12 protein-coding genes and 1 pseudogene are annotated in these 21,480 nt (G+C 45.4%); 8 read left to right on the top strand and 5 right to left on the bottom strand.

Annotated features, from left to right (window positions below; genetic code table 11):
- Positions 1-77 precede the first annotated feature (77 nt).
- The 3 genes from IX95_RS11320 to IX95_RS11310 form a co-directional block, all read right to left on the bottom strand.
- Positions 78-1,826 carry an ABC-F family ATP-binding cassette domain-containing protein gene (locus IX95_RS11320; RefSeq protein ID WP_038159973.1) on the bottom strand — a complete coding sequence of 583 codons (1,749 nt, stop codon included), beginning with the start codon at positions 1,824-1,826 and terminating at the stop codon, positions 78-80.
- Between the two features lie 331 nt (positions 1,827-2,157).
- The gene (locus IX95_RS11315) at positions 2,158-2,751 is read right to left on the bottom strand and encodes a GNAT family N-acetyltransferase (RefSeq protein ID WP_038159971.1); all 594 of its coding nucleotides are present in this window, start codon (positions 2,749-2,751) and stop codon (positions 2,158-2,160) included.
- A gap of 71 nt (positions 2,752-2,822) precedes the next feature.
- Positions 2,823-3,644, bottom strand: coding sequence for a helix-turn-helix domain-containing protein (locus IX95_RS11310; protein WP_038159968.1), 822 nt, complete (start codon positions 3,642-3,644; stop codon positions 2,823-2,825).
- 407 nt (positions 3,645-4,051) lie between these two features.
- On the opposite strand from IX95_RS11310, the gene IX95_RS11305 reads away from it, so the two are divergent.
- The 7 genes from IX95_RS11305 (at position 4,052) to IX95_RS11275 (ending at position 18,741) form a co-directional block, all read left to right on the top strand.
- The gene (locus IX95_RS11305) at positions 4,052-5,101 is read left to right on the top strand and encodes a hypothetical protein (protein WP_019275927.1); all 1,050 of its coding nucleotides are present in this window, start codon (positions 4,052-4,054) and stop codon (positions 5,099-5,101) included.
- Positions 5,102-5,153: 52 nt separating this feature from the next.
- A complete protein-coding gene (locus tag IX95_RS11300; RefSeq protein WP_038159966.1) occupies positions 5,154-6,194 on the top strand; it encodes a hypothetical protein in 1,041 nt (346 codons plus the stop codon).
- A 77-nt stretch (positions 6,195-6,271) separates the two neighbouring features.
- Positions 6,272-6,562 carry a hypothetical protein gene (locus tag IX95_RS11295; RefSeq protein WP_038159964.1) on the top strand — a complete coding sequence of 97 codons (291 nt, stop codon included), beginning with the start codon at positions 6,272-6,274 and terminating at the stop codon, positions 6,560-6,562.
- A gap of 95 nt (positions 6,563-6,657) precedes the next feature.
- Positions 6,658-8,712: a cache domain-containing protein gene (locus IX95_RS11290; RefSeq protein WP_235202622.1), complete on the top strand. Its 2,055-nt coding sequence runs from the start codon at positions 6,658-6,660 to the stop codon at positions 8,710-8,712.
- Between the two features lie 256 nt (positions 8,713-8,968).
- Entirely contained in the window at positions 8,969-12,496 is a 3,528-nt protein-coding gene (locus tag IX95_RS11285; protein WP_038159961.1) for a hypothetical protein, read from the top strand.
- A gap of 102 nt (positions 12,497-12,598) precedes the next feature.
- Positions 12,599-18,439, top strand: coding sequence for a TreTu family toxin (locus IX95_RS11280; RefSeq protein ID WP_038159957.1), 5,841 nt, complete (start codon positions 12,599-12,601; stop codon positions 18,437-18,439).
- A 5-nt stretch (positions 18,440-18,444) separates the two neighbouring features.
- A complete protein-coding gene (locus IX95_RS11275) occupies positions 18,445-18,741 on the top strand; it encodes an immunity protein TriTu family protein (RefSeq protein WP_038159954.1) in 297 nt (98 codons plus the stop codon).
- 248 nt (positions 18,742-18,989) lie between these two features.
- Here the strand turns inward: IX95_RS11275 and IX95_RS25880 are convergent, their stop codons facing one another.
- Both IX95_RS25880 and IX95_RS27010 read right to left on the bottom strand, forming a co-directional pair.
- Complete coding sequence (locus IX95_RS25880; RefSeq protein ID WP_443082994.1) at positions 18,990-19,142, bottom strand: hypothetical protein; 153 nt, start codon at positions 19,140-19,142, stop codon at positions 18,990-18,992.
- 28 nt (positions 19,143-19,170) lie between these two features.
- A pseudogene (locus IX95_RS27010) lies at positions 19,171-19,315 on the bottom strand (Na+/H+ antiporter subunit E); the annotation flags it as partial.
- A gap of 311 nt (positions 19,316-19,626) precedes the next feature.
- Here IX95_RS27010 and IX95_RS11265 point away from each other — a divergent pair.
- On the top strand, positions 19,627-21,447 hold the full coding sequence (locus IX95_RS11265; protein WP_038159951.1) for an ABC transporter ATP-binding protein/permease: 1,821 nt from the start codon (positions 19,627-19,629) through the stop codon (positions 21,445-21,447).
- Positions 21,448-21,480 lie beyond the last annotated feature (33 nt).

Here is a 21,480-nt window from a genome sequence, read left to right as displayed (position 1 = left end):
AAGTGGTTGAACTGAATAAGAAAGCCGCCTTGAGTGGGCGGCTTTTGCTTAAAGAGTTTAACTTATCAATCTGAGAGCTATTCAATTCCCAGTTGTTGATTGATGAGAGCAATCTCATTACGCCACAAAGCCTGAAGCTTTGGCTTTTGATGTTTGGTTTTTCTCGATACATCTTCCTCCAGTTTTGCTTCGAGCTCATAGAGTTTTTCAATCAATTGCTCTTCATCAGCAAGCCCGTCCGTTAGAGGTAAATGAGACGCTACTCTCGCTTCCTCGGTTGCTGTTTTATTTGAGGTAAGAGATGACTCTGAGCTCATTGCTTGATACAGCTGTTGCGGGTCTAGCCATTCCTCCAGAGAGTTACCCTTGATATACCAAAAGCGATTGCAGCTTGCTTCAATTAACTCTCTGTCATGCGTGACGAGTAATAGTCCGCCTGCAAAATTAGTTAGCGTTTCTGCCAGTTCTTCTTTGCCTTTGAGATCCAAGTGATTGGTTGGCTCATCGAGCAGGAGAAGGTGGTAGTTCGCCAGAGTTAACCCGATAAGCAACAAGCGTGAGCGTTCACCACCACTCAGTTGATGAACTTTCTGATTGTGTCTAAGGTACGGGAATCCAGCGCTGATCAACGCCATCTTACGCTTTTCTTCTGGTGCAGAAGTGAAGCTCGCCAGAGCGTCCAATAGGGTTTTGTCATCGTCCAGTTGCTTAAGGCTCTGATCGTAAAAACCAACGTTCGCCCTAGGATGGAAAACAATACCTTGTTCCACCGCTTCTTCCTGCTGGTAGCTTTGCCATAGCGTTTTCAACAAGGTTGATTTGCCCCCTCCATTTTTGCCAACAATGGCCACCCGATCGCCACTTTTCAATTGGTTAGCCACGATATTGAATAAGCATGGAGCTTCGGACGATGGGGAGACATCCAGATCGGATATTTGCAGTAAGCGGTCCGCTTTTAAGCGTTCGCCTTTTAACTCCAACTTCCAGGGGGCCCCAGACGTGAGTGTCGTCTGATCGTCTTTGAGCTTCTCGACTCGCTTTTCCATGTTCTTGGCTTTTCGCGACAAGTCTTCATTGTCGTAAACATGCCCCCAAACAGCGAGGCGTTTCGCGCTCTTCTCAATACGGTCAATTTCTTTTTGCTCCGCTTGATGACGCTGCATGTCAGCTTCATCACGTGCTTCAAGCATTTCCAAAGCTTCGGAGCAGGGCAGTTGAAAGAAGTGCAGGCTATTGTCACGCATTATCCAGGTGCAATTGGTGGTGTTGTCTAGCAATCTTCGGTCGTGTGATACAAGGACAAAGCTGCCGTTCCAACCTAGCAAGAATTGCTCTAACCACAGCAATGTCGTCAGATCGAGGTGGTTACTAGGTTCATCCAGCAAGAGTAGGTCAGGCTCCACGATCAATGCTCTGGCTAACAGCAAACGGGTATGTTGGCCTCCACTTAAGCTAGAAGTGATTAATGCCCAATGTGATGAATCGAATCCCATATCTGAGAGGATGAGTTCAGCACGCCAGCGCTGGCTGGTTCGCTCATTGCCAGGTAAACGATCGAGTACAGCATCAATCATCGACCGGTGCATCAGAGATTGTGGAAGATGCTGCTCCACGCATTCTAACTGGCAATGACTGGCTGTTGTAATGGTTCCGGAATTTGCCTGAATCCCGCCATGAAGTAGATTTAGAAGGGTACTTTTACCGCAACCGTTGTGACCGACTAAGCCGATTCGGTCGCCTTTTTTTAGGGTGAATGAAATGTCTTCAAGCAAAGGAGCTGAAGTCGTTTGATAAGAAATAGATTGTGCAGATAGTAAAGTGCTCATAACTTACTCAAGAATTACAGGCATAAAGATGCCTTTCGTCAAACATTGCTGACGATAACCCGGTAAGCCAGAGAGAAGAGACTCTAGTCTGTATGTATTAATCTTCGCTCAAGCAAAGGTTATCGCAGCACGATACCAGTAAAACTTGAGCTTGCGTGATTGCTGAAGAAGCGCGCGAAATGTAATTCACACTTAGTCATGGGGTTCCTCCTTATATTAGTTTGATGGGCCCAATGCCGAGATTGTAGGGGAGCTTCTCCTTTGTGGTCTAGTGTAATCTCTCGAAAACATAGCCTGTCTGGCAATATTTTATGGCCCATCAGAGTAAAAACTATTGGTTTGGTGATTTTTGGAAGTACTGCTTAGCCGTTATACCGTAATACACTTTATCGTCGAATCCAGATTCAACCTTGTAGTAGTCAATTTGGCGACCTTCAAAGGTAAAACCGCATTTCTCCATCGTTTTGTACGAACCTGTGTTAGCGCCATAGCAGTCGGCACTGACTTTGTGGCTACCTAACTCGTTAAATGCAATATCGGTGAGCAAGCGACAGGCACGAGTAGCGATCCCTTTGCCCCATGCGTGGACGGGAAGTTGATACCCGAGTTCGTAGTTACCTTCGAGAAACATCACCTTAGATAATCCGCACATACCCATGTAGTGGCCTTGTTTGTCCCGAATGACAAATGTTGGGCTGTCTGGCCAATTACTTTTGTTTATTGCGTGTTCAGTGTTTTCAATGATTGGGGTAAAAAACGCGTGAAACATGCTTTCCTCTGCGGGAGCAAAGAACAAGTAGGCGTTGACCTCTTGGTCGTTAAGCATTGGGATGATGTCGTTTAAATCGTCGCGTTGAATCAGTTTGATGTTTAGTGAGTCGCCAAAGGAGATTGATTCACCACGTTTTAGTTTTTTGTATGTCATTGTGTACCTCTCAATTTGCTCAGCATGGTAGATCAACATCTGTGCCGAAAATTGGATATTTGCGACAAGTGTTATTCGAAGTCCCCGTAGATGTCGATGGTGAGGTCTCGGTCTTTGAGGTACTTGGCCGGTGTGCGATTTAGCTGATGTTTGAGTTGGCGGATTAAATGTGATTGATCACTAAAACCAAATGCTTGTGCAAATTCAGCCCAGTCGGGCTCTGCATCTTGCTCATAGATAGACAACACAATTTCTTCCAGTTTCATCATCATAAGGTATTGCTTTACGCTTAGCCCTGTAACTTGTTTGAAGTGCCTTTCTAAGGTTCTTCTAGAACATGCACATTGGCCGGCAATCTGCTCGATACTCCAGTCGGATCGGCGATTTTCTACTATTTTGGTCGCTTGGTGTGTAATAGAGAAAGCGCGGTCTTTTTTGCGGTTTAGGTTGAGCTGATGGAAATGATGATGAAACACATCAAGCAGGTGTGATTTGTCATTCGATTGCCATAGCTGGTTGTGGAGTGCGGGCCCGAAAAACGTATCCAACCAAGTAGGCCAGCCGCATTGGTTAAGATGATGACCGACAGAAGAATTGAGTCGGTACAGCCCCTCGGGCCTGAAAGTGACACCGATACGTTTTAGTGGAGCAGAGTCGTCTAATGACAGTAACTGATCGCTCACCGAAAGTAGGTGACTCCCTTTACCTTCAAATTTAGTTATGCCGCTGTCGTAACTGTACTTTTGTTCATCCGGCGTAAAGAGCAAATGAACCCTTGGATTGGGAATGAGCCTTGGTTGTTGCGTGATGACATCGTCAGCCTCTAGCTCCAGATACCAGACTTGATGTATTAACCATTCGAAATCTTGCAGCGGTTGTTTCCAAGTAATCATGGCATATTTAATTCAGGGGTTTACTAAACAGTCTACGTGATAACACGGCAACCTAGCAAAGTGCTCTTACTTATCAGTGTGGTATAAAAAGTCAATCATTCCGGATAGTTAAGCATTTCGTGTGTTGATCCTCATATCAGTAAAACATGTCGTTTTAGTGACACTTAAACGATAAGCAATAAAATTCATATCAATAGTTATTGTAAATCTGTCTTAGATCTCAAATTGTTAACATTTATGTGTTGTTTTTTTAACCTAGTGCAAAGGCTCTCATCGGATGAGTTGAATAAAAGAGAGCCGAAGACTAATCCTATTTAACGAGCAAAAGTGGTTTCGATGTTTGGAATTTTGCTCGCTGATGACAAAGCAAATAACGCTAATTTCAGGACGAAAAGGTTAATAACATCATGAAAATAATGACAAAGATTGCCTCCATTGCAGTGGCAATTGCGTTTTCTAGTTTCACACATGCTGCCATAGGAAACTACAAGGTCGTGCTGATTCACGGCTTTCAATCGGATCAATTGCAGTCCAAACCTGATGCTGGTCAGGTTGAGCTGGAAGGTGAAGACTACTGGAAAGAGTACTGGCTTCAATACGCTGACGCTCGGATTGACTGGCCTGCTTATGAACGTGTTGAAGGCAAAATCTCCAGCGAATACGCTTGGCCTAAACTCCAAGAGCTGTCCCGCAATAGAACCTGCCAGTCAGGGTGTATTTTTGTGACGCACTCCGCTGGTGACCTTGTTGCACGATATCTGTTAGACAATCAGGAAAACTGGCTGACTAACGCTGGGTTAGAGCCTCTCAATGTTGTCGCTACTTACGATTTTGCTGGTGCTGGTGGCGGCTCTGAGCTTGGGGATATTGTGGTCAACATCATCGAAGGGGGAGGCTGGGCAAACAGTGCGATGCGCTACGCTATTTCACTGTGGCTGGGGGAAATGCCTAATCAGGAAAACTCAGGCGTACTCAATGACCTAAAAGTCTCCAATGCACGCCAGATAGCGCGTCTGTCAGAGCACCGCATCCCACGAATTCGGTTTATTGGGAACGGGACTGACTATTTCAAAACGACGTCGGTTTTTCTTCCCGGCAATGATGACGGTGTTGTGGCGGCACATTCTGCTTGTGGCGCAGCAGAGTCAGGAAGTTACGACAGCTGTTCAACAAGTTTAGCGATGAACGGCAAGATAGCTTCTCAAAGCAAAGGCGTCTCTAACTTTATGCCTGAGCACTATCCGTTGATCATGGGAGACGACTACAGCCACAGTGATGTTGTGGGCCCTAAACACAAAGGGGAAGTCACCTCCAGTGTGACGGATGTGACGCTAGCCAATGGCCAATCTGTCGGGGTTACAACTTACAAGGAAAACGGCTGGTGGGGAACCAAATACCTGTACGTACAAGGGTCTAACAAAGACACCATGTCTGAAATTGCGGTTGGCCTAAACTGATCGTATGCAGGGCTGGGTAAGATGTCTCAGTCCTGATTTTCTGGAGAACCTTATGAAGACTAAGTTATGGGTATTCAGCTTCATCACTGCGTTGACAGCAGCAGGCTTCATTTTTTGGCCAAATCCCGTTGAGACATCCGAATACGCCAAGCTTAGAGGAGCAGTGAGTCATGATACTGTCCCCCCTCCTGAAGCGGATAATCGCTTTATTGTTTCAAAGCAGGCCTCGATAGGCGGGGGACCCCCCATCGAGACGAAGGCTGTGGCACTGAAGTTAAAGCAAGTAGCCATCAAACATCAACAAATTCTTCATTACCCATCATACTCTCAACCGATAGTTAATGAGAGCAGTCCCTACTTGAACTGGAATGCATTTGAAGTGGTTGAAACTCCGATACTGGATGGTAAATCAACAGCTTCGTTGGGCGTTAAAAAGTTCCGGTACTTCTACCCTGAACCGATACTGGTTGAGCTCAAAACGCAGCAAGCCGCACTTGGCGCTTCATTGGATGTCGTTTCTGTTGCCACGCAGCAAATCCTAACGACATTGCCTGCGGATGAAATGCAGTGGCAAATCACGCCGGGTAACGATTGGCCAGAAGAACTGAGACTAATAGCACGTGTCGACTTTGAACGAGGAGAAGATATTGTTAGTGCCGATGTGCGTTTATATCATTCAGTAGCGAGCGTGGTGTCAGTATCAGAAGGATATGCTCAGGGGGCTGATATGAAGATTCCGGTTACGTTACAAATCGATAAAGAAGGCATATTCAGACTCCGCGCGAACCTCTATCAGCAAGGCGGTAAAGCCATTGCGTCTTTAGTTGAGAAGCAACGATTGTCAGAGGGTGAGCAAACAGTGGAGTTAAAAGCGTTTAAACGAGTCTTGCCTGAGGGCGAGATCGATCTAGAACTACGTGATGTGGTGATTGAACGTATGTCAGGTCACCCTGGAGAAAAAGCAGGTTATGGACAGAGCGATGCCGAGAGTTATCCAGTTGGTCGATTTGATTCCGGTACGCTGACGGATGAAGAGTACCAAATGACAGAGCAGGAAAAGCAGCAACTGGCTTTTCTGCAGCAACTGCTGTGAGGTATTTGGTTAATACACTGGATAGAAAGCAATTGTTGCAATACAATTGAACGATGTTTTATTGCTATAGAGCCGCTATGTTTCGTACTAAGTTCTTTCTTTTGTTTAGTTTCTGTTGTACCGCTACAGCCTGTGCAAGTACTGAGGATATCTCTTCAGATAAAGTGACAGAAGAACATATCGTTGAAGAAACAACGGATATCAAAGAAGTAACGACCGCAGACAAATCTGAGTCAAAAGTCAAGGGTATTGATGGACAAGCTCTGCTTGATAATGAGCCGACTCGGCAAATTCTAAGTTCACTGGAAAGTGTGACCGATACGCTCAATGTTCTGACTTTTGGCATCTTCGCTGGTGAACATCGTTAACCTAGACTCTTTGGCGCTTTACCGCTGACTTGTGTACACAGCTCATTAGAATCAGGTCTATGCTTTATTAACCGATATGCCAATAGCGGATGGTTATGCAGCTGCTTCAGACCTTTTTTCGTAAACTTTCTATTAGAAACCGACTCATGTTCGGTTATCTGCTACTGTTTTTGCTCGTCCTTAACATCGCTAATCTCTCGAATTACGTCTTGATGCGAGATCTTGTAGAAAAAGGCGTAGAGAAAGAGCTCACAACGGCAACTGAGTCTATCACCAATAATATTGCGACTACGGTCGATATTACGATCAGGAATTACTTGCGAGGTATCTCAGAGTTCAATCTGCAATATGTAGAGCAGCAGTATCGTCAATATCAGTCAGGCAATCTGTCTGAGCAACAAGCTAAGCAACGCGCCGCTAATTTCCTACTAAATCAACAAATCGGTGTTACAGGGTACCCTTATGTTGTCGACTCCGAAGGGATCATCCGAGTCCATCCAAAGCAGCCATTGCTTGACGTGAGCTTGATGAAGTACGAATTTATTCAGAAGCAAATAGCGGCCAGACAAGGTTATCTTGAATATCAGTGGAAAAACCCTGATGAGCTCGTTGAGCGACCAAAGGCGCTGTACATGGTGTATTTTGAGCCGTGGGATTGGATCATCACTTCATCTTCTTATCGTGAAGAGTTTGCCAGTTTGGTGGATATCGAAGATTTCAGTGAGTCTATATCCAAGCTTCACTTTGATGAAACTGGATATTCTTATGTGCTCAACGATCGAGGAGACGCCATTGTTCACCCTTATTACGATGGCAACTTCTATAACGTGCGAGACTCAAGAGGTCAGCTGTTCGTTCAACAAATGCTTAAAGAAAAAAACGGCACGATCAAATATACGTGGAAGAACCCACAAGAGCCGGAACATCGTGAGAAAATCGCAGTTTTTCGATATTTACCCGAGTACAAATGGTACATCGTCTCCTCTACTTATGTTCAAGAACTTAACCAGCCGCTGTTCGACCTTAAGGTTATTCATGCCATTGTGCTGTTAGTCTCCATTTTGCTCATCGTACCGTCTAACTTACTTCTCAGTCGTTCTATCGTATTGCCGTTGAAAAATGTCATGCAGTGGATAGGTAAGGCCTCTGATGGTAACTATAGCGTGCGAGTGGAAGATAATTCGGGCTCGAATGATGAGTTAGCTCAGTTGGCAAATTACTTTAATCACTTTCTCTCGGAGCTGGAAAAATCAAACCAAGAGCTTTATCAGGAGATTCAAGAGAGGGTCAATGCTCAGAGTAAGCTAGAAAATCTCAATGAGACACTAGAAGAGAAAGTCGCAGAACGAACTCTGGCTTTAGAGCAAAGCATGGAGCAATTGAAGAGAACGCAAGAGCAGTTAATCGAATCAGAAAAGCTATCGGCGTTGGGTGGATTAGTCGCGGGGATTGCTCATGAAGTCAATACACCATTAGGTATCGCGATTACGTCATCGTCGCTAATCCATGAATCAAATACCAAGCTCAAGGCTGCCTTCGAAGCTCAGTCTCTGACCAGCGAACAGTTTGATAATTATGTGACGCAGCAGGCACAGGCTATCGAATTACTTATGGATAACTTGAATCGGGCTTCTAAACTGGTGCAGAGTTTTAAGCAAACGGCAGTGAATCAGGTTTCTGAAGATTGCACGGACTTCGAGGTTACTGAAGTGCTTCAAGCGCTTCTCGCAAGCCTACATCCAGAGACTCATAAAGCTGGGGTCGAGCCAAGACTGATTGTTGAACCAGGCCTTACGATGTTCAGTTTATCTGGTGCGTTGACACAAGTATTTTCTCATCTGATTCTCAATAGTATCCACCATGCGTTTGAACAGCAGCCTAATCCTCGGATTGACATAGATGTGCGGCTTGAAGGCGACATGGTGGTGTTTCAGTTTGACGATAATGGTTGCGGTGTGGAACCAGAGCTACACAAAAAGATATTTGAGCCTTTCTATACCAGCCGAAGAGCACGCGGCGGGACAGGCATTGGCTTGAATTTGGTGTTTAATCTGGTGACTCAGAAGCTCAAAGGAATGCTGGAATTTACCTCTAACCAAGGTGTGAGTTTTACGATCCGATTGCCAAAGCGGTTATCGAAAGGTGATTGAAAATTGTTATTGCAGTAATTCTTCATATCCAAACTGACTTCTAGTATTAGAAAGCTATTTTGTGATTTTAATCATGTTGCTTATCAATTTGTTGAATATCTTTTTATTGATGAATTTGTTTAGGTTATTATCCTTAGTGATTGATTTCCAATCAATATTGCCAATGTCTTCGCGTGTTCAACAGTGTATTGATTAGAGCAAACCACTGTTGAACGTTTAGGCATCTGAAGATCACACCATAAAAAGAAAACAAATAATGATAAAACCCGCAAAATCCACCTTGGGCCGACTTGCTCAATTGGGGTTGGTACTTGGCGTCAGTTCACAGGCTCAAGCGGTCAACCTAACATGGAATAATCACGATTTTTTAAACGACGAATTTACTACTTACCACTGCCAGCCCGGCTATGATAACTCGCGTGATCCAGAGCAGTGTCTATGGAGTGAGCCTGAGCCAGTGAATGCCCAATGCGGTGAGGGCTATGCGTTTGACACAGAACTAAACCTGTGCGCCATAGTCCAACCAGCAGTGAGTTGCCCACAAGGTTATAAACTAAAGGGCGAAAACACCTGTCTAGAGTCAAAGGGAACGCTTGCTGTCTATTACTTCCCAGCAGATAAAATGACAGCATTGAAAGAGGGGGTTCGTCAAATAACACATAATGTGGGGCCGACGGACAACTTCTCTTATGGTGGCTGGGACTACCTATACGTAAGAAACTTAAAGAAAGCGCCTGGACCAATGTTTGAGGTTTGGGAAAATGAATATGAGAAAACAAGATCCTTGTCTCTTGTCAGGCGCTGCCCAGCCGATTTTACTCTGCAAGGTGATTCTTGTGTTAAGTCAACTAACGCTTGTGAGTTAGGTTTTGAACTCGTCGATTATGATGGCACACTCCAATGTGGCCGCACGGCAAAGGCGAGGCGCTCCAATACTGTAGATGATGCACTCGACAGTTTATATTTCAGCAAAGCCGGTAACGAAGACGCCGCCTTTCGCTATTTGGATAAACTTTATCGCATAGACGAATCCACCGGACAGTTTGTCAGCACACGCTTTTCTTTAAACGGTGATTTCGATTTTGGCAGCTTGTTTACTGCAGCCGATAGGGCCAAAGTGGGTCAAGCGATTACTGCTTTTGAGGCTGCGTACCAAGCGCATCCCGATCAATCCATTCTTGCTCACTATATTCTCGATGCCGAATTGCACGAAGTGACTGCAGCGGTCATGCAGGCGCAAGGCTTAATGGATAGTGCGCGCATGCAACTGATTTATGCACAGGGTAATGTCGTCGACGAATTGAACTTAAATCAGGACGCCTTTCAATTACTTGAGCAAGCTGTCACTGATTATCTTGTGCGTATCCGGTCGCAAGGTGATGTCCTTATCGCCTTAAGTCAGGGGCGACATCAAGCATTGCCTTTCGCGTACAATCCACAGAGTGGTGAAAAAACTCTGTATTCCTCAAGCCAAGAAGGTTTCTTTAAAGGCTTTAAGGATGTGCGCTTTATTTATGGAGCTATGGAAAAAGCCTCACAAGCTTTGCTGAGGCAAGCTCGTTACATGACGGCGCACGGCTATGACCATTCGGACCGCCAAACATTGATGGAAAAAATCACTCTTTGGCAGCAAGATTTTGCTCAAAAAGACGCTGAAATTCAGGCTTTGTTCGAGCAAGGTGAGCGCAGATTTGTTGAATCTGAGGTGGCAAAAGAGGTGGGGGTAGACAAAGATATTCGCTCAGCCCAAACCGCAGCCTTGAGGTTAGAACAAGCTAAAGCCTGGCTGCGTGGGGACAGCAATCTGCTTAACCTAGAAGATAACGCTTTATTTATTGTTAACAACAACCCAGAGTTTGACTCCTTCGACTGGTTTTTAAAAAAACTAAAAGCGCCATTGGGAGAAATTGAACGTTTAACAAAAAGTTATCATGCTGCAAAGGAAAAGCAGAATAACATCAGTGTGAGCGCAGATGCAGTCGCGGCTAATTTTAATCTTCGCTCAGAACAGTACCAACAAAAACTGTTTAATTTAACCGGTTGGACAACCAAACTCTGCCCAAGTAACCAAGATGTTTGCCACACCTCAAGCAATATTGAAAAAGGGCTCCTTAAGCCTGAAAAAGGCAGCTTATTGTACAATCAAGTCAGTACAATCCATGCGGCTAAACTCAATATCGACAAAATGTTCAGTGAATATGATGATAAGCTAAGTTCGATTGACATTGAAATCGATCGCATGCTGTTAGTGAGCGATGTGTTTAACACCAAGGCTGATCTGATTATTGATTATGGCGAAAAGCAAGAGCAAATTGCGGTAAAAATTGCCAAACTGCAAGCCGAGGCGGCCAAGAAAAAAGGCAAAATTGGTGCTTTTTCTGGTGCGTTAAACGCTGTAGTTGGCGCGGCAACAGGTAACTCAGTGTCTGCGATGTCAGGCGTGACTTCTATGATCAGCGCAACAGCAATGGCTTCAGCTGATGCGAGCATGGCCAATAGCATTGGTGCGTTGCAGGGGCTAAGTCAGCGCCTCGCGGCTGAAGAGCGAGCGAAGTTGACTCTACTTGATGGAGATATTGCTTCCATCAACAGCGCTGCATTGATTGAAAATATGTGGCTGGATATCAATCGACTCGAATACGATATTGCTTTGGCTCAACATAATGCCCAACTTGAGATACAGCGTTACCTTGGTTTGCTCAACGACACCTTATTTACGCTTCAGCAACAACAAAGTTTTAACGCTGGGCTAGCAGAACGTTATTTTGCCGATCCGATCCACTCAGAAGCATTAAGCCAAGAGTTATTGGCGGCAGAAAAAGCGCTCCTCGATACACAGCGTCAACTGTTCTACGCCACCAATGCGTTAGAGTATAAATGGATGGAAAGCTTTGAGTTTGAAGGGCATCGTGGTCGTGATGTGTTGTTCTCCCTCACATCGCAGAGGCAGCTTGAAGGCTATTTAGTCGCGCTTGAAGATTTTGATAATACCCAAAATATGGGCTCGACCTCTGTGCAGCAGCATACTGATGTCTTTTCGCTAAAACGTGATGTGATGGGATATGAGGATATATTCGATGAATATGGTGCTGAATTGGCTGTATACCCGAACCCTAACCCAGAAGTGGGTGGTAAAGTCACGGCAAGCGAGGCATTTCGTTATCAACTGAGTCAAGAGCGCTCACAGCGATACCCGAGTTATTTGGACATCTCGTTTGCGACCAATAAAAACGCGGGAGATACCTTGCTGTTCAGAGGACCAGAAGTGCTCGAAGGGGCTAAAGACAACAATTGCCTCATCGATACCGGAACCTACATGGACAAAATTGAGTCAATTGCTATCAACATCAAAAATGACTCTGGTGCTTCGAACAAAAGAGCTTTACCAGCAACGCTCTACTATGGTGGTGTGAGTTTATTTAGAACTCGAACTGTGGGTAAAGTGTTTGACCAGGGACTCTTGGCAGAAAATGAGTTCCTGAACTTCCCAGTGCAGTTCTGGAATACTACCCAAGAGCCTTATAGTTATCGAAATAGTTCTAAGACGTCGATGATGGCGCGTGTTGATCAAAATGTGCCACTGACCTTTAACACTGCATTTCAAGAGCGCAGTGTAGCTGCGACCAATTGGCGTTTAAAGTTGGCGGTAGGTAGCGAGAGCCGTCCTGTGTTGAATCTTGATCAAGTGACCGACATTGAACTTGTGTTCAAACACCGCTTTGCCGATAGGGACTTCCCTGAAGACTGTACACCTGATGAAGAGTGGGGGGATGAAGATTGGTAAACCCTGATTCACTGCCCATTGGCCAGTGAAAGCAAACAAACCAGCACGCTCGTGCTGGTTTCTTTATGACTGCAAAATGTAAACAGACTTTTCGGAAAAATTATGTACCGACAATTTATTGCAGCTTGTCTTGTGGTGTGCTCGTTTTCAGCGTTTGCGATGGACAAGTCTGCTTTAAAACCAAACCTTTTATCTCTGCCTACGGGGCCGGGTTCAATCGAAGGGTTAGGTGAATCTTTTGTGCCTGATCTCAATACAGGCACAGCCAACCATGAGTTTCAATTTGATGTGCCCAAAGGACGCGGCAACACGGCACCTCAGTTGTCGCTGACCTATAATAGCGGACTTGGCAACAGTATTGTGGGGTTAGGTCGGCGATTATCTGTACCATACATCCAGCGCCAGACAGACAAGGGGTTGCCTCGTTATACAAAAGATGGAAAGGATGAGGACAGATTCCTTACGGAGATAGGGCAAGAGCTGGTTGCTATTGGTGACGGTCAATATCGGGCCAAATTTGCCACAGGCTTTGTAGTGTATAGACGTCTAGAAACAGGGTGGCAAGCGCTCTACCCCGATGGTACGGAATATGTGTTTGGCCAAAGTCCAGTTGATACCGTTCAGTCTCAATCTGGTGAGGTGTATCGTTGGCATTTATCACAAGTAAAACACTTAAATGGCGACGTTACTCAATACCATTATCAATTTTTGGACGATACGCGACAAATCTACTTGAGCAAGATTGAATACAGCCAAAGTGGTACTCTGTCGATGCAGGTGTTATTTGAATATCAAAAGCGCCCAGATGAGTTGGTCGATTATCGCCCGTCGTTTGAGTTGATCACAAAACAGCGGCTGAAAAAAGTGACCATGCGCGTTGCAGGGCAAAATGTGCGCCACTATCAATTGAATTACGCCAAGCAAACTCCGTGGCGCACGCAGTCTCAGCTTAGTGCTATTGCGCAGCTCGATAGCACTGGCGAGCAAACTCTGATGGCTCAGCGCTTTGGTTATACCTCGGCATCACCAAGTGAGAGAAAAGGATACCTGCCATCACTTGCCACTGCTCAACTGAATTCACCTAGTACTGACTTTATCGATCTCAATGGTGATGGTCTGGCTGATATGATCGATACCAGCAGCGCGCGACATCGATATTGGTTGCACCAAGGCATTGATCAAAACGGTGAGCCAAGTTGGTCAAGCTACAAGAATATGGCAGTCAACCTGCATGCTAATATAGGCTCTCCGGCGATAAAGTGGGCCGATATTAATGGTGATGGTCATAGTAATCTGGTGGTTTATGACAGTGGAAGAACCGTTTATTACGCCATAGACGAGCGTGGAAGTTGGCGGAAAAATGGCCAGTTTTACCGGGCTGGTCTGGATTTGCATAGCTCTCATGTTCGAATGATGGACATCAATAATGATAAGCGCATCGATGTCGTTCGAACCGTGTCCGGCTATGGGGGTAAAGTCACCAGTATTTCAGTTCGGCTAAATCTTGAAGGCGACCGATGGAGTGACAACATTGCCTTGCCGTTTAACCGTTCTCAGCATAGCGCGTCTTTTGCTAGCGACCGAGTCTACATCGCTGATATGAACGGTGACGCCCTACAAGATATCGTCTATGCGACCAATGGAGAGCTGACTTACTTTCCGAATAGGGGCTTAGAAGGTTTTGGTCGAGCGATTCGTTTTGACCATATGCCAGCCAATCTGTTCCAACAGTCTGCGATACATTTGGCTGACATGAACGGTGATGGTCTGTCGGATGTCTTATACATTCAGGGCAACAGTGTACGTCTAATGCTCAATCAGGGCATGCAAAATGGCCGCTTTAGACTGGCAAATCACGTTAAATTTAAAGGTAAACGTGACATTCTTGAAGATGCGGTTCGATTCGTAGACATCAATGGTAATGGTTCAATCGATATTGTTTGGTATTCAAGAGGATATAGGAAAGGGAGCTACACCTATTTAGAGTTGTTTGACAGTGAGCAGCCGAATCAACTGAAAACTATTGATAATGGCATTGGTGGTCATACGGCGCTGTCTTATCAATCAATAGTCATGCAGCAGTCTCTATCGCAGCAAGCAGGAAAACCTTGGCAATATAATGTACCCATTCCCATGCAAGTGGTGAATAAGGTTGAGACTCGTGATGGTGCCAGTGACCAGACTATGGTGACTGAGCTCAACTACCGCAATGGTTATTATCACCATTTGGATAAAGCGTTTCGCGGTTTTGAATACACTGAACAGCGCGAACATGGCAATAGTGACGTCGCTACATTAGTCACCAAACATCAATTTCATCTTGGAATAAGCGATGAAGTACTGGCTGGTAAACTAAAGCATGCAGAAGCTAGCAATGGCTCAGGCCATGTTTTTTGGCAAGATGATTACACTTGGCAAGCGCGTCATTTGTACCATGGTCAAGGCGGCGAACCACGTAGTGTTAGTTTTGCAGCCTTAACACAAAGAAAGCATCAAATTATTGAAGGTGGGCAGTATTCTCCAGTCACCTTAACCACGCAATTTGACTATGACCAGCATGGAAACAAAACGCTGGAGCGTCACTTAGGTCGCTCTGATAAACGATGGCAAATTGCTCATCGGATTGAGTGGCAATACAGTGGTGACGAGCCTACTAACGTTGCGCAAAACAAAGTCAATTACCCGATAGAAAAGCGCATTATTGGCGACAATGGTGAGCTCATCTACCGTGAACGTTGGCTCTATGATGATGAAAGCTTCGGCATCAATGGTGGTCGTAGTATTGGTGCAGGTTCACTTACAGCGCACTTAGAGTGGCGTGACCCAAGCAAAGAAGAGAGTTATCGCTACACATTGCGCCAGCGTTATGACCAATATGGAAATGTCATCGCCAAGTTTGATCCTATATGGGACGAAGAGCACGGTCATGCCCGTTACTTTGAATACGATGACACCTTCCATGCGTTTGCGACGACAGAGACGATTGATACAGGAAGCACTCGTTTAACCACCAAAGCCAGCTATGATTATCGCTTTGGAGCGATGACTCATGTGATTGACATGAATGGTCATCGAACGGAGTTTGGCTACGATGATTTTGGTCGATTGACTAAGATTGCGCGGCCTGGTGATTCCTTGTCTGCACCAACACTGAGCTACAGCTATGGCGTTAATCACTCTCTTGCCAATGGCAGTATTAACTGGATACACACTCAGCAGAAAGGCGGTAAAGATGGCGCTTTGATCAATACGCGCCGTTATTACGATGGGTTAAGTCGCTTACGTATGACTCGCAAACAATCTAAAACGGGTGTCGATGTTTTAGATGGCGTAGATTACAGTCCTCGTGGCTTTGCTGTGAGTCGTTATCTACCTTATTCTGCCAGTGGGTTTGCCTATGTTCCTCAAGCCGATAAAACCAGAACACAGGTCAGTTACGATGCACTAGGGCGAGAACTTCGCCTTATCCATCCAATGACTTCAGATGAGCCTATGGCGAGCTATCGCGTGAATGAATATCGCCCGCTTGCTATTTGGCGACAGAATGAAAGCCAAACCTCTTCGCTATTTGGGCAAGGAACGCTGCTTGAGTATGATGGCTTAGCTACGGATACAAGTCCGCTAGGCCGCTTACGTCAGGTGAATGAAGTGGTTGGAGTCGATGAGAAAGGTGAAGAAGTCGGTGCTCAGACATACATTACCCGCTACGATTATGATCTTCTGGGGAACTTTACTCGCTTAACCGATAGCCGAAATAACCAACGTATTATGGATTACGACAGCCTTGGTAATTTGCGCTATGCGAGCGACCCAAACCGAGGGGAACGTTGGTCTTTTTATGACGCGCAAGGTAAGGTGACGGCCATTCGAGATGGTCGTAATCAAGAGCAACATTTCGTCTATGATGGGGCTTCACGTGTTACTCATACCTATTACAAAACCTTAATACCAGAGGATGTCGATCAGCTTCCTTCATTAACTGGTGCTCGCCTTGTGCATCACTATCAATACGATAGTGCCGAAGATGTCAATCAAACCAATCTTGCAGGGCAAGTAGCGAACATTCGTGATGAATCGGGTGAGTCACGTTTTGGGTATGATGCTCGTGGACGCCAAATTCTGCATCAACGTAAAGTAACAGGTGATGGGATTGACACACCGTTCTATCAAATCCGCCAGAAGTTTGATAGTGCGGACAGATTAACCGAATATACCTATGCTGATGGTAGTACGTTGAATTATTCCTATGATGTGTCTGGCAAACTTGCATCGATTGCTGATGTGCTTGATACGATAGAATACCACCCAAGTGGTCAAGTCAGCGTTTTGGGCTTCAGCAATGGAGTGACAACGCAACGTGAGTTTGATGCACGGCACCGTCTCGCCGATCAAATCTCATCAACGGCTAGGATGACGTTTGAACGCCGCCATTACAGCTATGGTCCTAATTCAGACTTAGCGAGAATAGAGGACAATCGTAGTGACGCAGAGAAACGCGCGCTTGCTACTCAACTGGCAACAGATATTGTCAACCTCAATCAGAGTGCGACCTTCCTCTACGACGCGTATTCAAGGTTGATTGATGCCGACTACGGCTCTCGGAGTTTCCAATATCGCTACGACCAAATCGGTAATGTACTGAGTAAAAACCTTGCGAATAGTGGCCAAGATAAACTCACTTCCTTTAGTTATGGTGGGCGTGAAGACGGTACTGGTCGTGAAGGCCGAAGAGGCTATCAAGCTGAATTTGCAGCTGGGCCTAATGCTCTGACTTCAAACGGTGAAAGCATAGGTTATGACAGTGTCGGCAACAGGTTGTTTGATGGCACCCGCTTATACCATTGGAATACAGATAATCGTTTAGTTGGCATTGATACCGACATTGGGCGAGCTCAATACGGGTATGATTTTGATGGTCAGCGTCGCTACAAGAAGGTCAGCCTAAATGATGGTAAAACATCGCAAGTGATCTACCTTGACAGCTTAAACGAGATTCGTAATGGCAAGCTGGTCAAATATGTTGAACTCAATGGTAAAAAAGTGGCGTCGAGCCACAAAGGTAACGCTAAATTTACCGCTGAGCAGTTCTATATTAATGATCATATTGGCTCAACCTCTTTGATACTTGATAGACAGGCTACAGTGGTTACTGCTCAGCGCTTTACTCCATTTGGCGAACGCTTGGCCCAGTTTGGTAAATCTAGTGCTACTCCTTACGGGTTTACCGGTAAAGAGCAAGACGATGAGTCTGATCTTGGTTACTTCTCCCATCGTTATCTCGCCCATTCATCTGCGCAATTTATTACTCCTGATCCTGTCTTTGCACAAAGTGAACGTTTTGAAAATCCGCAGCAGTGGTCTCCCTATAGCTACGCAGCTAATAATCCGATTCGTTACACCGATCCAAGTGGTGAAATCCCGATAGATACCATTTTTGATGGGGTCAATATCGTTTATGACCTTGGCAAAATTGGTGTTGGCTATGTGACTAGCAATCCCGTTATGGTTAATGACGGTTTGGTCGACTTAGCTTGCGACACGACAGCGATCCTAATACCCTATGTTCCAGCTGGCAGCTCGAAAGTCGCCCGCTTATCGTCAGATGTAGCTGAGGTTGCGGATAAAACAACTGTGGGTAGGTGGATGGCACCGGATGAGTTGGCGAAAATGCAACAAACTAGAAAGGTTCAAGAAAGCTACACTGGAACCACTCATGTTGCGAATCCTGCGGATGCAGAGTCCTTTATTAAACAGACAAAAGTTGGGAATGTATATGTTGAGTTCGATGTTCCAACTAGCTCACTTAAACAAACAAGTCCCGGTTGGGCTCAAATTGCTGGACCTAACTCTGTAGCAGGTAGATTAGCGGCTAAAAAAGGACGCCCAATACCTGAGATGCCAACAGCTGAAAATATTATTCATAAAGCAACTAAATTTAGGTGATTACAATGCTCAAAAAGGTCGCTAATTGGTTAGAGTCAAATGAAAATATATTCAAGGAGCATGGCTGTCAGTTTGAAGTGTTGTATTCTCCTGAAGAATCAAAAACTAAGTCAATGACAATAGATTTTGAGTATGAAAGCTACTATTGTCGCTTAATCTTCTGGGATACAGGTCGCGGTCATGCAGAATTCGTTGATATAGAAACAGAAGTTTCCATAATAGATCAAAGTTTCGACGTTTCAGAGCAATTAGAAACGCCAAAACCATTCGAGAACTTTCTGACTAAAATGGATAAGTACTAATAAACGGATGCTGGTCACGCAAGTGAGCAGCATCGTTTTGTTTAGGGGCTTGCTTGGTTCTGCCCATCGAGGGGTGATCTTTCAGCTTCCTCTCTTCCCGAGCTGCATAAGTTTCTTAAATGAAGCTATATTAGCTGCTTTAAAATCGATTTTAACAACTTGTACTCGATTCGATTACCAAAATACGGGCTCCAATTGACAGTCTATTTCATCCTGCGCCAGATTTGATAACCGCTTTCTTTGGTTGCCTAACCAAGTAAATGTGCAGCGACAGGGGCAGTGATAAAAGCAATCAAATCAAGTGCGGCAACTCTGTCTGCTAGTGTTGAGCCTAAATTCAAACGGACGAAGGCCATCACGATGCTGAATAGCAATCTGACATACGCTATCGTGGTACTCACTTGGAGTAAGCCATCAATTTGCAATTACTCAGCTACGAGTCACTTCCAGAATCCGTTTTTTTCGGCCATCCTGCCTTTTCATTCTCTGGTGCGAACATGGAGTGCACTACCATATGTTTTTTATCTACGGTGATATTTAGGCTCAATGCAAGTGAGATCATTTTCGCCAGCACACAATTGTAATGGCTAATTAGGGTGATGATATTTTGTCGTTAGTCAGGTAGTTTTATCCATACTTAAGTGTTTTTTTATGCAAAAAAAGAATAGATTTTCAGAAGGGATATGACCAAATCATACGGGGTATGCGAATAAATGGTGGTTAATCGGAGAGATTGGTGATCTGGTGCTGAACTTAGTTACCTAGGTTAAAGGTATTGAATGATATCAATACCCAGTGGTAGTCTCAGCAACAGTTCTCTCGCAGAGTATGGTGAAAGCAGGTCTTTGCTTTTGACCTGAACTGCCCAATAACCAAGGCGTATTTATGCAAAGTGCTGAGCAGCATCAGACGGGTTCCACTCTTAATCAACAAACCAGCTCATCTTCTCAAGGAAAAAGTAAGAATCTCGGTATTCTTCTAGAACTGATTAAATTCATTAGGCCGTATCAGTGGAAAGTTATCGCCGCGCTGGTGGCGTTGGTTTTCACAGCGTCATTGACACTGTCTGTTGGCCAAGGTGTGCGCCTGTTGATCGATGAAGGTTTTGCTCAGCAGTCGACGCAAGAGCTCAGTAGCGCCATTCAACTCATTCTTGCACTGACGGTGATGATTTCTATCGGCACTTTCTTTCGCTTCTACCTTGTTTCTTCAGTAGGGGAAAGGGTGAGTGCTGACATCAGGCTTGCGGTCTTTAACCATGTGATTACCCTTCACCCTAGTTACTTTGAAACCAATGGCAGCGGCGACATTATGTCGCGAATTACCACTGATACCACGTTGCTGCAAAGCATCATTGGGTCGTCGTTTTCAATGGCGATGCGTAGCGCGTTGATGTGCGTTGGCGCAGTGATCATGCTGTTCGCCACTAACATCAAACTGACGCTTATCGTTTTAGCATCGGTACCCTTTATCCTTGTACCTATTTTGTTTTATGGCCGACGGGTAAGAGCTTTATCCCGTCAAAGTCAGGACTCAATGGCTGATGTAGGTAGCTATGCAGGTGAAGCGATTGAACATATCAAAACCGTCCAGAGCTACAGCCATGAAGCCCAGGAAAGAGCGTCATTTGCTACGGAAGTCGAGCGAGCGTTCGAGATTGGCCGACAAAGAGTAAAGCAGCGCGCGATATTGATTTCGGGTGTGATTGTCATCGTCTTCAGCGCGATCTCAGGTATGCTCTGGGTAGGCGGTAGTGACGTCATTAATGGCACTATGTCGGGTGGTGATCTTGGCGCGTTTGTTTTCTATGCCATTATGGTGGCCTCTTCATTAGCAACCATTTCTGAGGTGTTGGGAGAACTGCAACGAGCGGCAGGGGCAACCGAAAGGCTTATTGAGATTCTGCAGGTCGAGAGCCACATTGTTGCTCCTAGTGATAAGGTGGTATCGACCCAACAACTCGCCAGCGAAGTGATATTTGATGATGTCACTTTCCATTACCCTTCGAGACCTGAACATGCCGCGATTGAGCACTTAGCTCTCAAGGCTGAAGAAGGAAAAGTACTGGCATTGGTTGGGCCTTCTGGGGCAGGGAAAACCACGTTGTTTGAGCTTCTGCAGCGCTTCTATGATCCGCAATCAGGGCAAGTGACTTTGGGGGGCATTGATGTTCGCCAAATGGATCCTAATGAACTGCGTCAGCAAATGGCTCTTGTGCCTCAACAACCTGCATTGTTCAGCAATAATGTCCTCCACAACATCCGTTATGGCTACCCAGATGCGACCGATGAACAGGTGATTGAAGCGGCGAAAAAAGCACACGCTCATGATTTCATTATGAAATTACCAGAAGGTTACGATAGCTTCCTTGGTGAGCGTGGAGTTCGCCTGTCAGGCGGCCAGCGCCAGCGTATTGCAATCGCACGGGCCATTCTCAAAGACCCGAATATTTTGTTGTTGGACGAAGCGACCAGTGCACTGGACAGCGAAAGTGAACACCATGTCCAACAGGCGTTAGAAGAGCTGATGCGCAACCGAACCACCATCATCATTGCTCATCGCTTGTCGACAATTCAGCATGCCGATCAGATTGCCGTGTTAGACCACGGCAAGCTTGTGGAGGTGGGTAACCATAATGAGCTACTGCAAAGCTGTGAGCTCTACCAGCGCTTGGTTGAATTGCAGTTTAAGCATATGGACCGATAACGCTTAGCCATAGGTGACGGCAGAAGACAAATA

Source organism: Vibrio sp. B183, assembly GCF_000740665.1.
Lineage (GTDB): Bacteria > Pseudomonadota > Gammaproteobacteria > Enterobacterales > Vibrionaceae > Vibrio > Vibrio coralliilyticus.
Note: the sequence above shows the minus strand (reverse complement) of the source record. Positions and strands in the feature narration are given on the sequence as shown.

Excerpts from the sequence above, each read along its gene's own strand:
- IX95_RS11320 (WP_038159973.1), bottom strand. The coding sequence starts at position 1,826 with ATGAGCACTTTACTATCTGCACAATCTATTTCTTATCAAACGACTTCA.
- IX95_RS11315 (WP_038159971.1), bottom strand. The coding sequence starts at position 2,751 with ATGACATACAAAAAACTAAAACGTGGTGAATCAATCTCCTTTGGCGAC.
- IX95_RS11310 (WP_038159968.1), bottom strand. The coding sequence starts at position 3,644 with ATGATTACTTGGAAACAACCGCTGCAAGATTTCGAATGGTTAATACAT.
- IX95_RS11305 (WP_019275927.1), top strand. The coding sequence starts at position 4,052 with ATGAAAATAATGACAAAGATTGCCTCCATTGCAGTGGCAATTGCGTTT.
- IX95_RS11300 (WP_038159966.1), top strand. The coding sequence starts at position 5,154 with ATGAAGACTAAGTTATGGGTATTCAGCTTCATCACTGCGTTGACAGCA.
- IX95_RS11295 (WP_038159964.1), top strand. The coding sequence starts at position 6,272 with ATGTTTCGTACTAAGTTCTTTCTTTTGTTTAGTTTCTGTTGTACCGCT.
- IX95_RS11290 (WP_235202622.1), top strand. The coding sequence starts at position 6,658 with ATGCAGCTGCTTCAGACCTTTTTTCGTAAACTTTCTATTAGAAACCGA.
- IX95_RS11285 (WP_038159961.1), top strand. The coding sequence starts at position 8,969 with ATGATAAAACCCGCAAAATCCACCTTGGGCCGACTTGCTCAATTGGGG.
- IX95_RS11280 (WP_038159957.1), top strand. The coding sequence starts at position 12,599 with ATGTACCGACAATTTATTGCAGCTTGTCTTGTGGTGTGCTCGTTTTCA.
- IX95_RS11275 (WP_038159954.1), top strand. The coding sequence starts at position 18,445 with ATGCTCAAAAAGGTCGCTAATTGGTTAGAGTCAAATGAAAATATATTC.
- IX95_RS11265 (WP_038159951.1), top strand. The coding sequence starts at position 19,627 with ATGCAAAGTGCTGAGCAGCATCAGACGGGTTCCACTCTTAATCAACAA.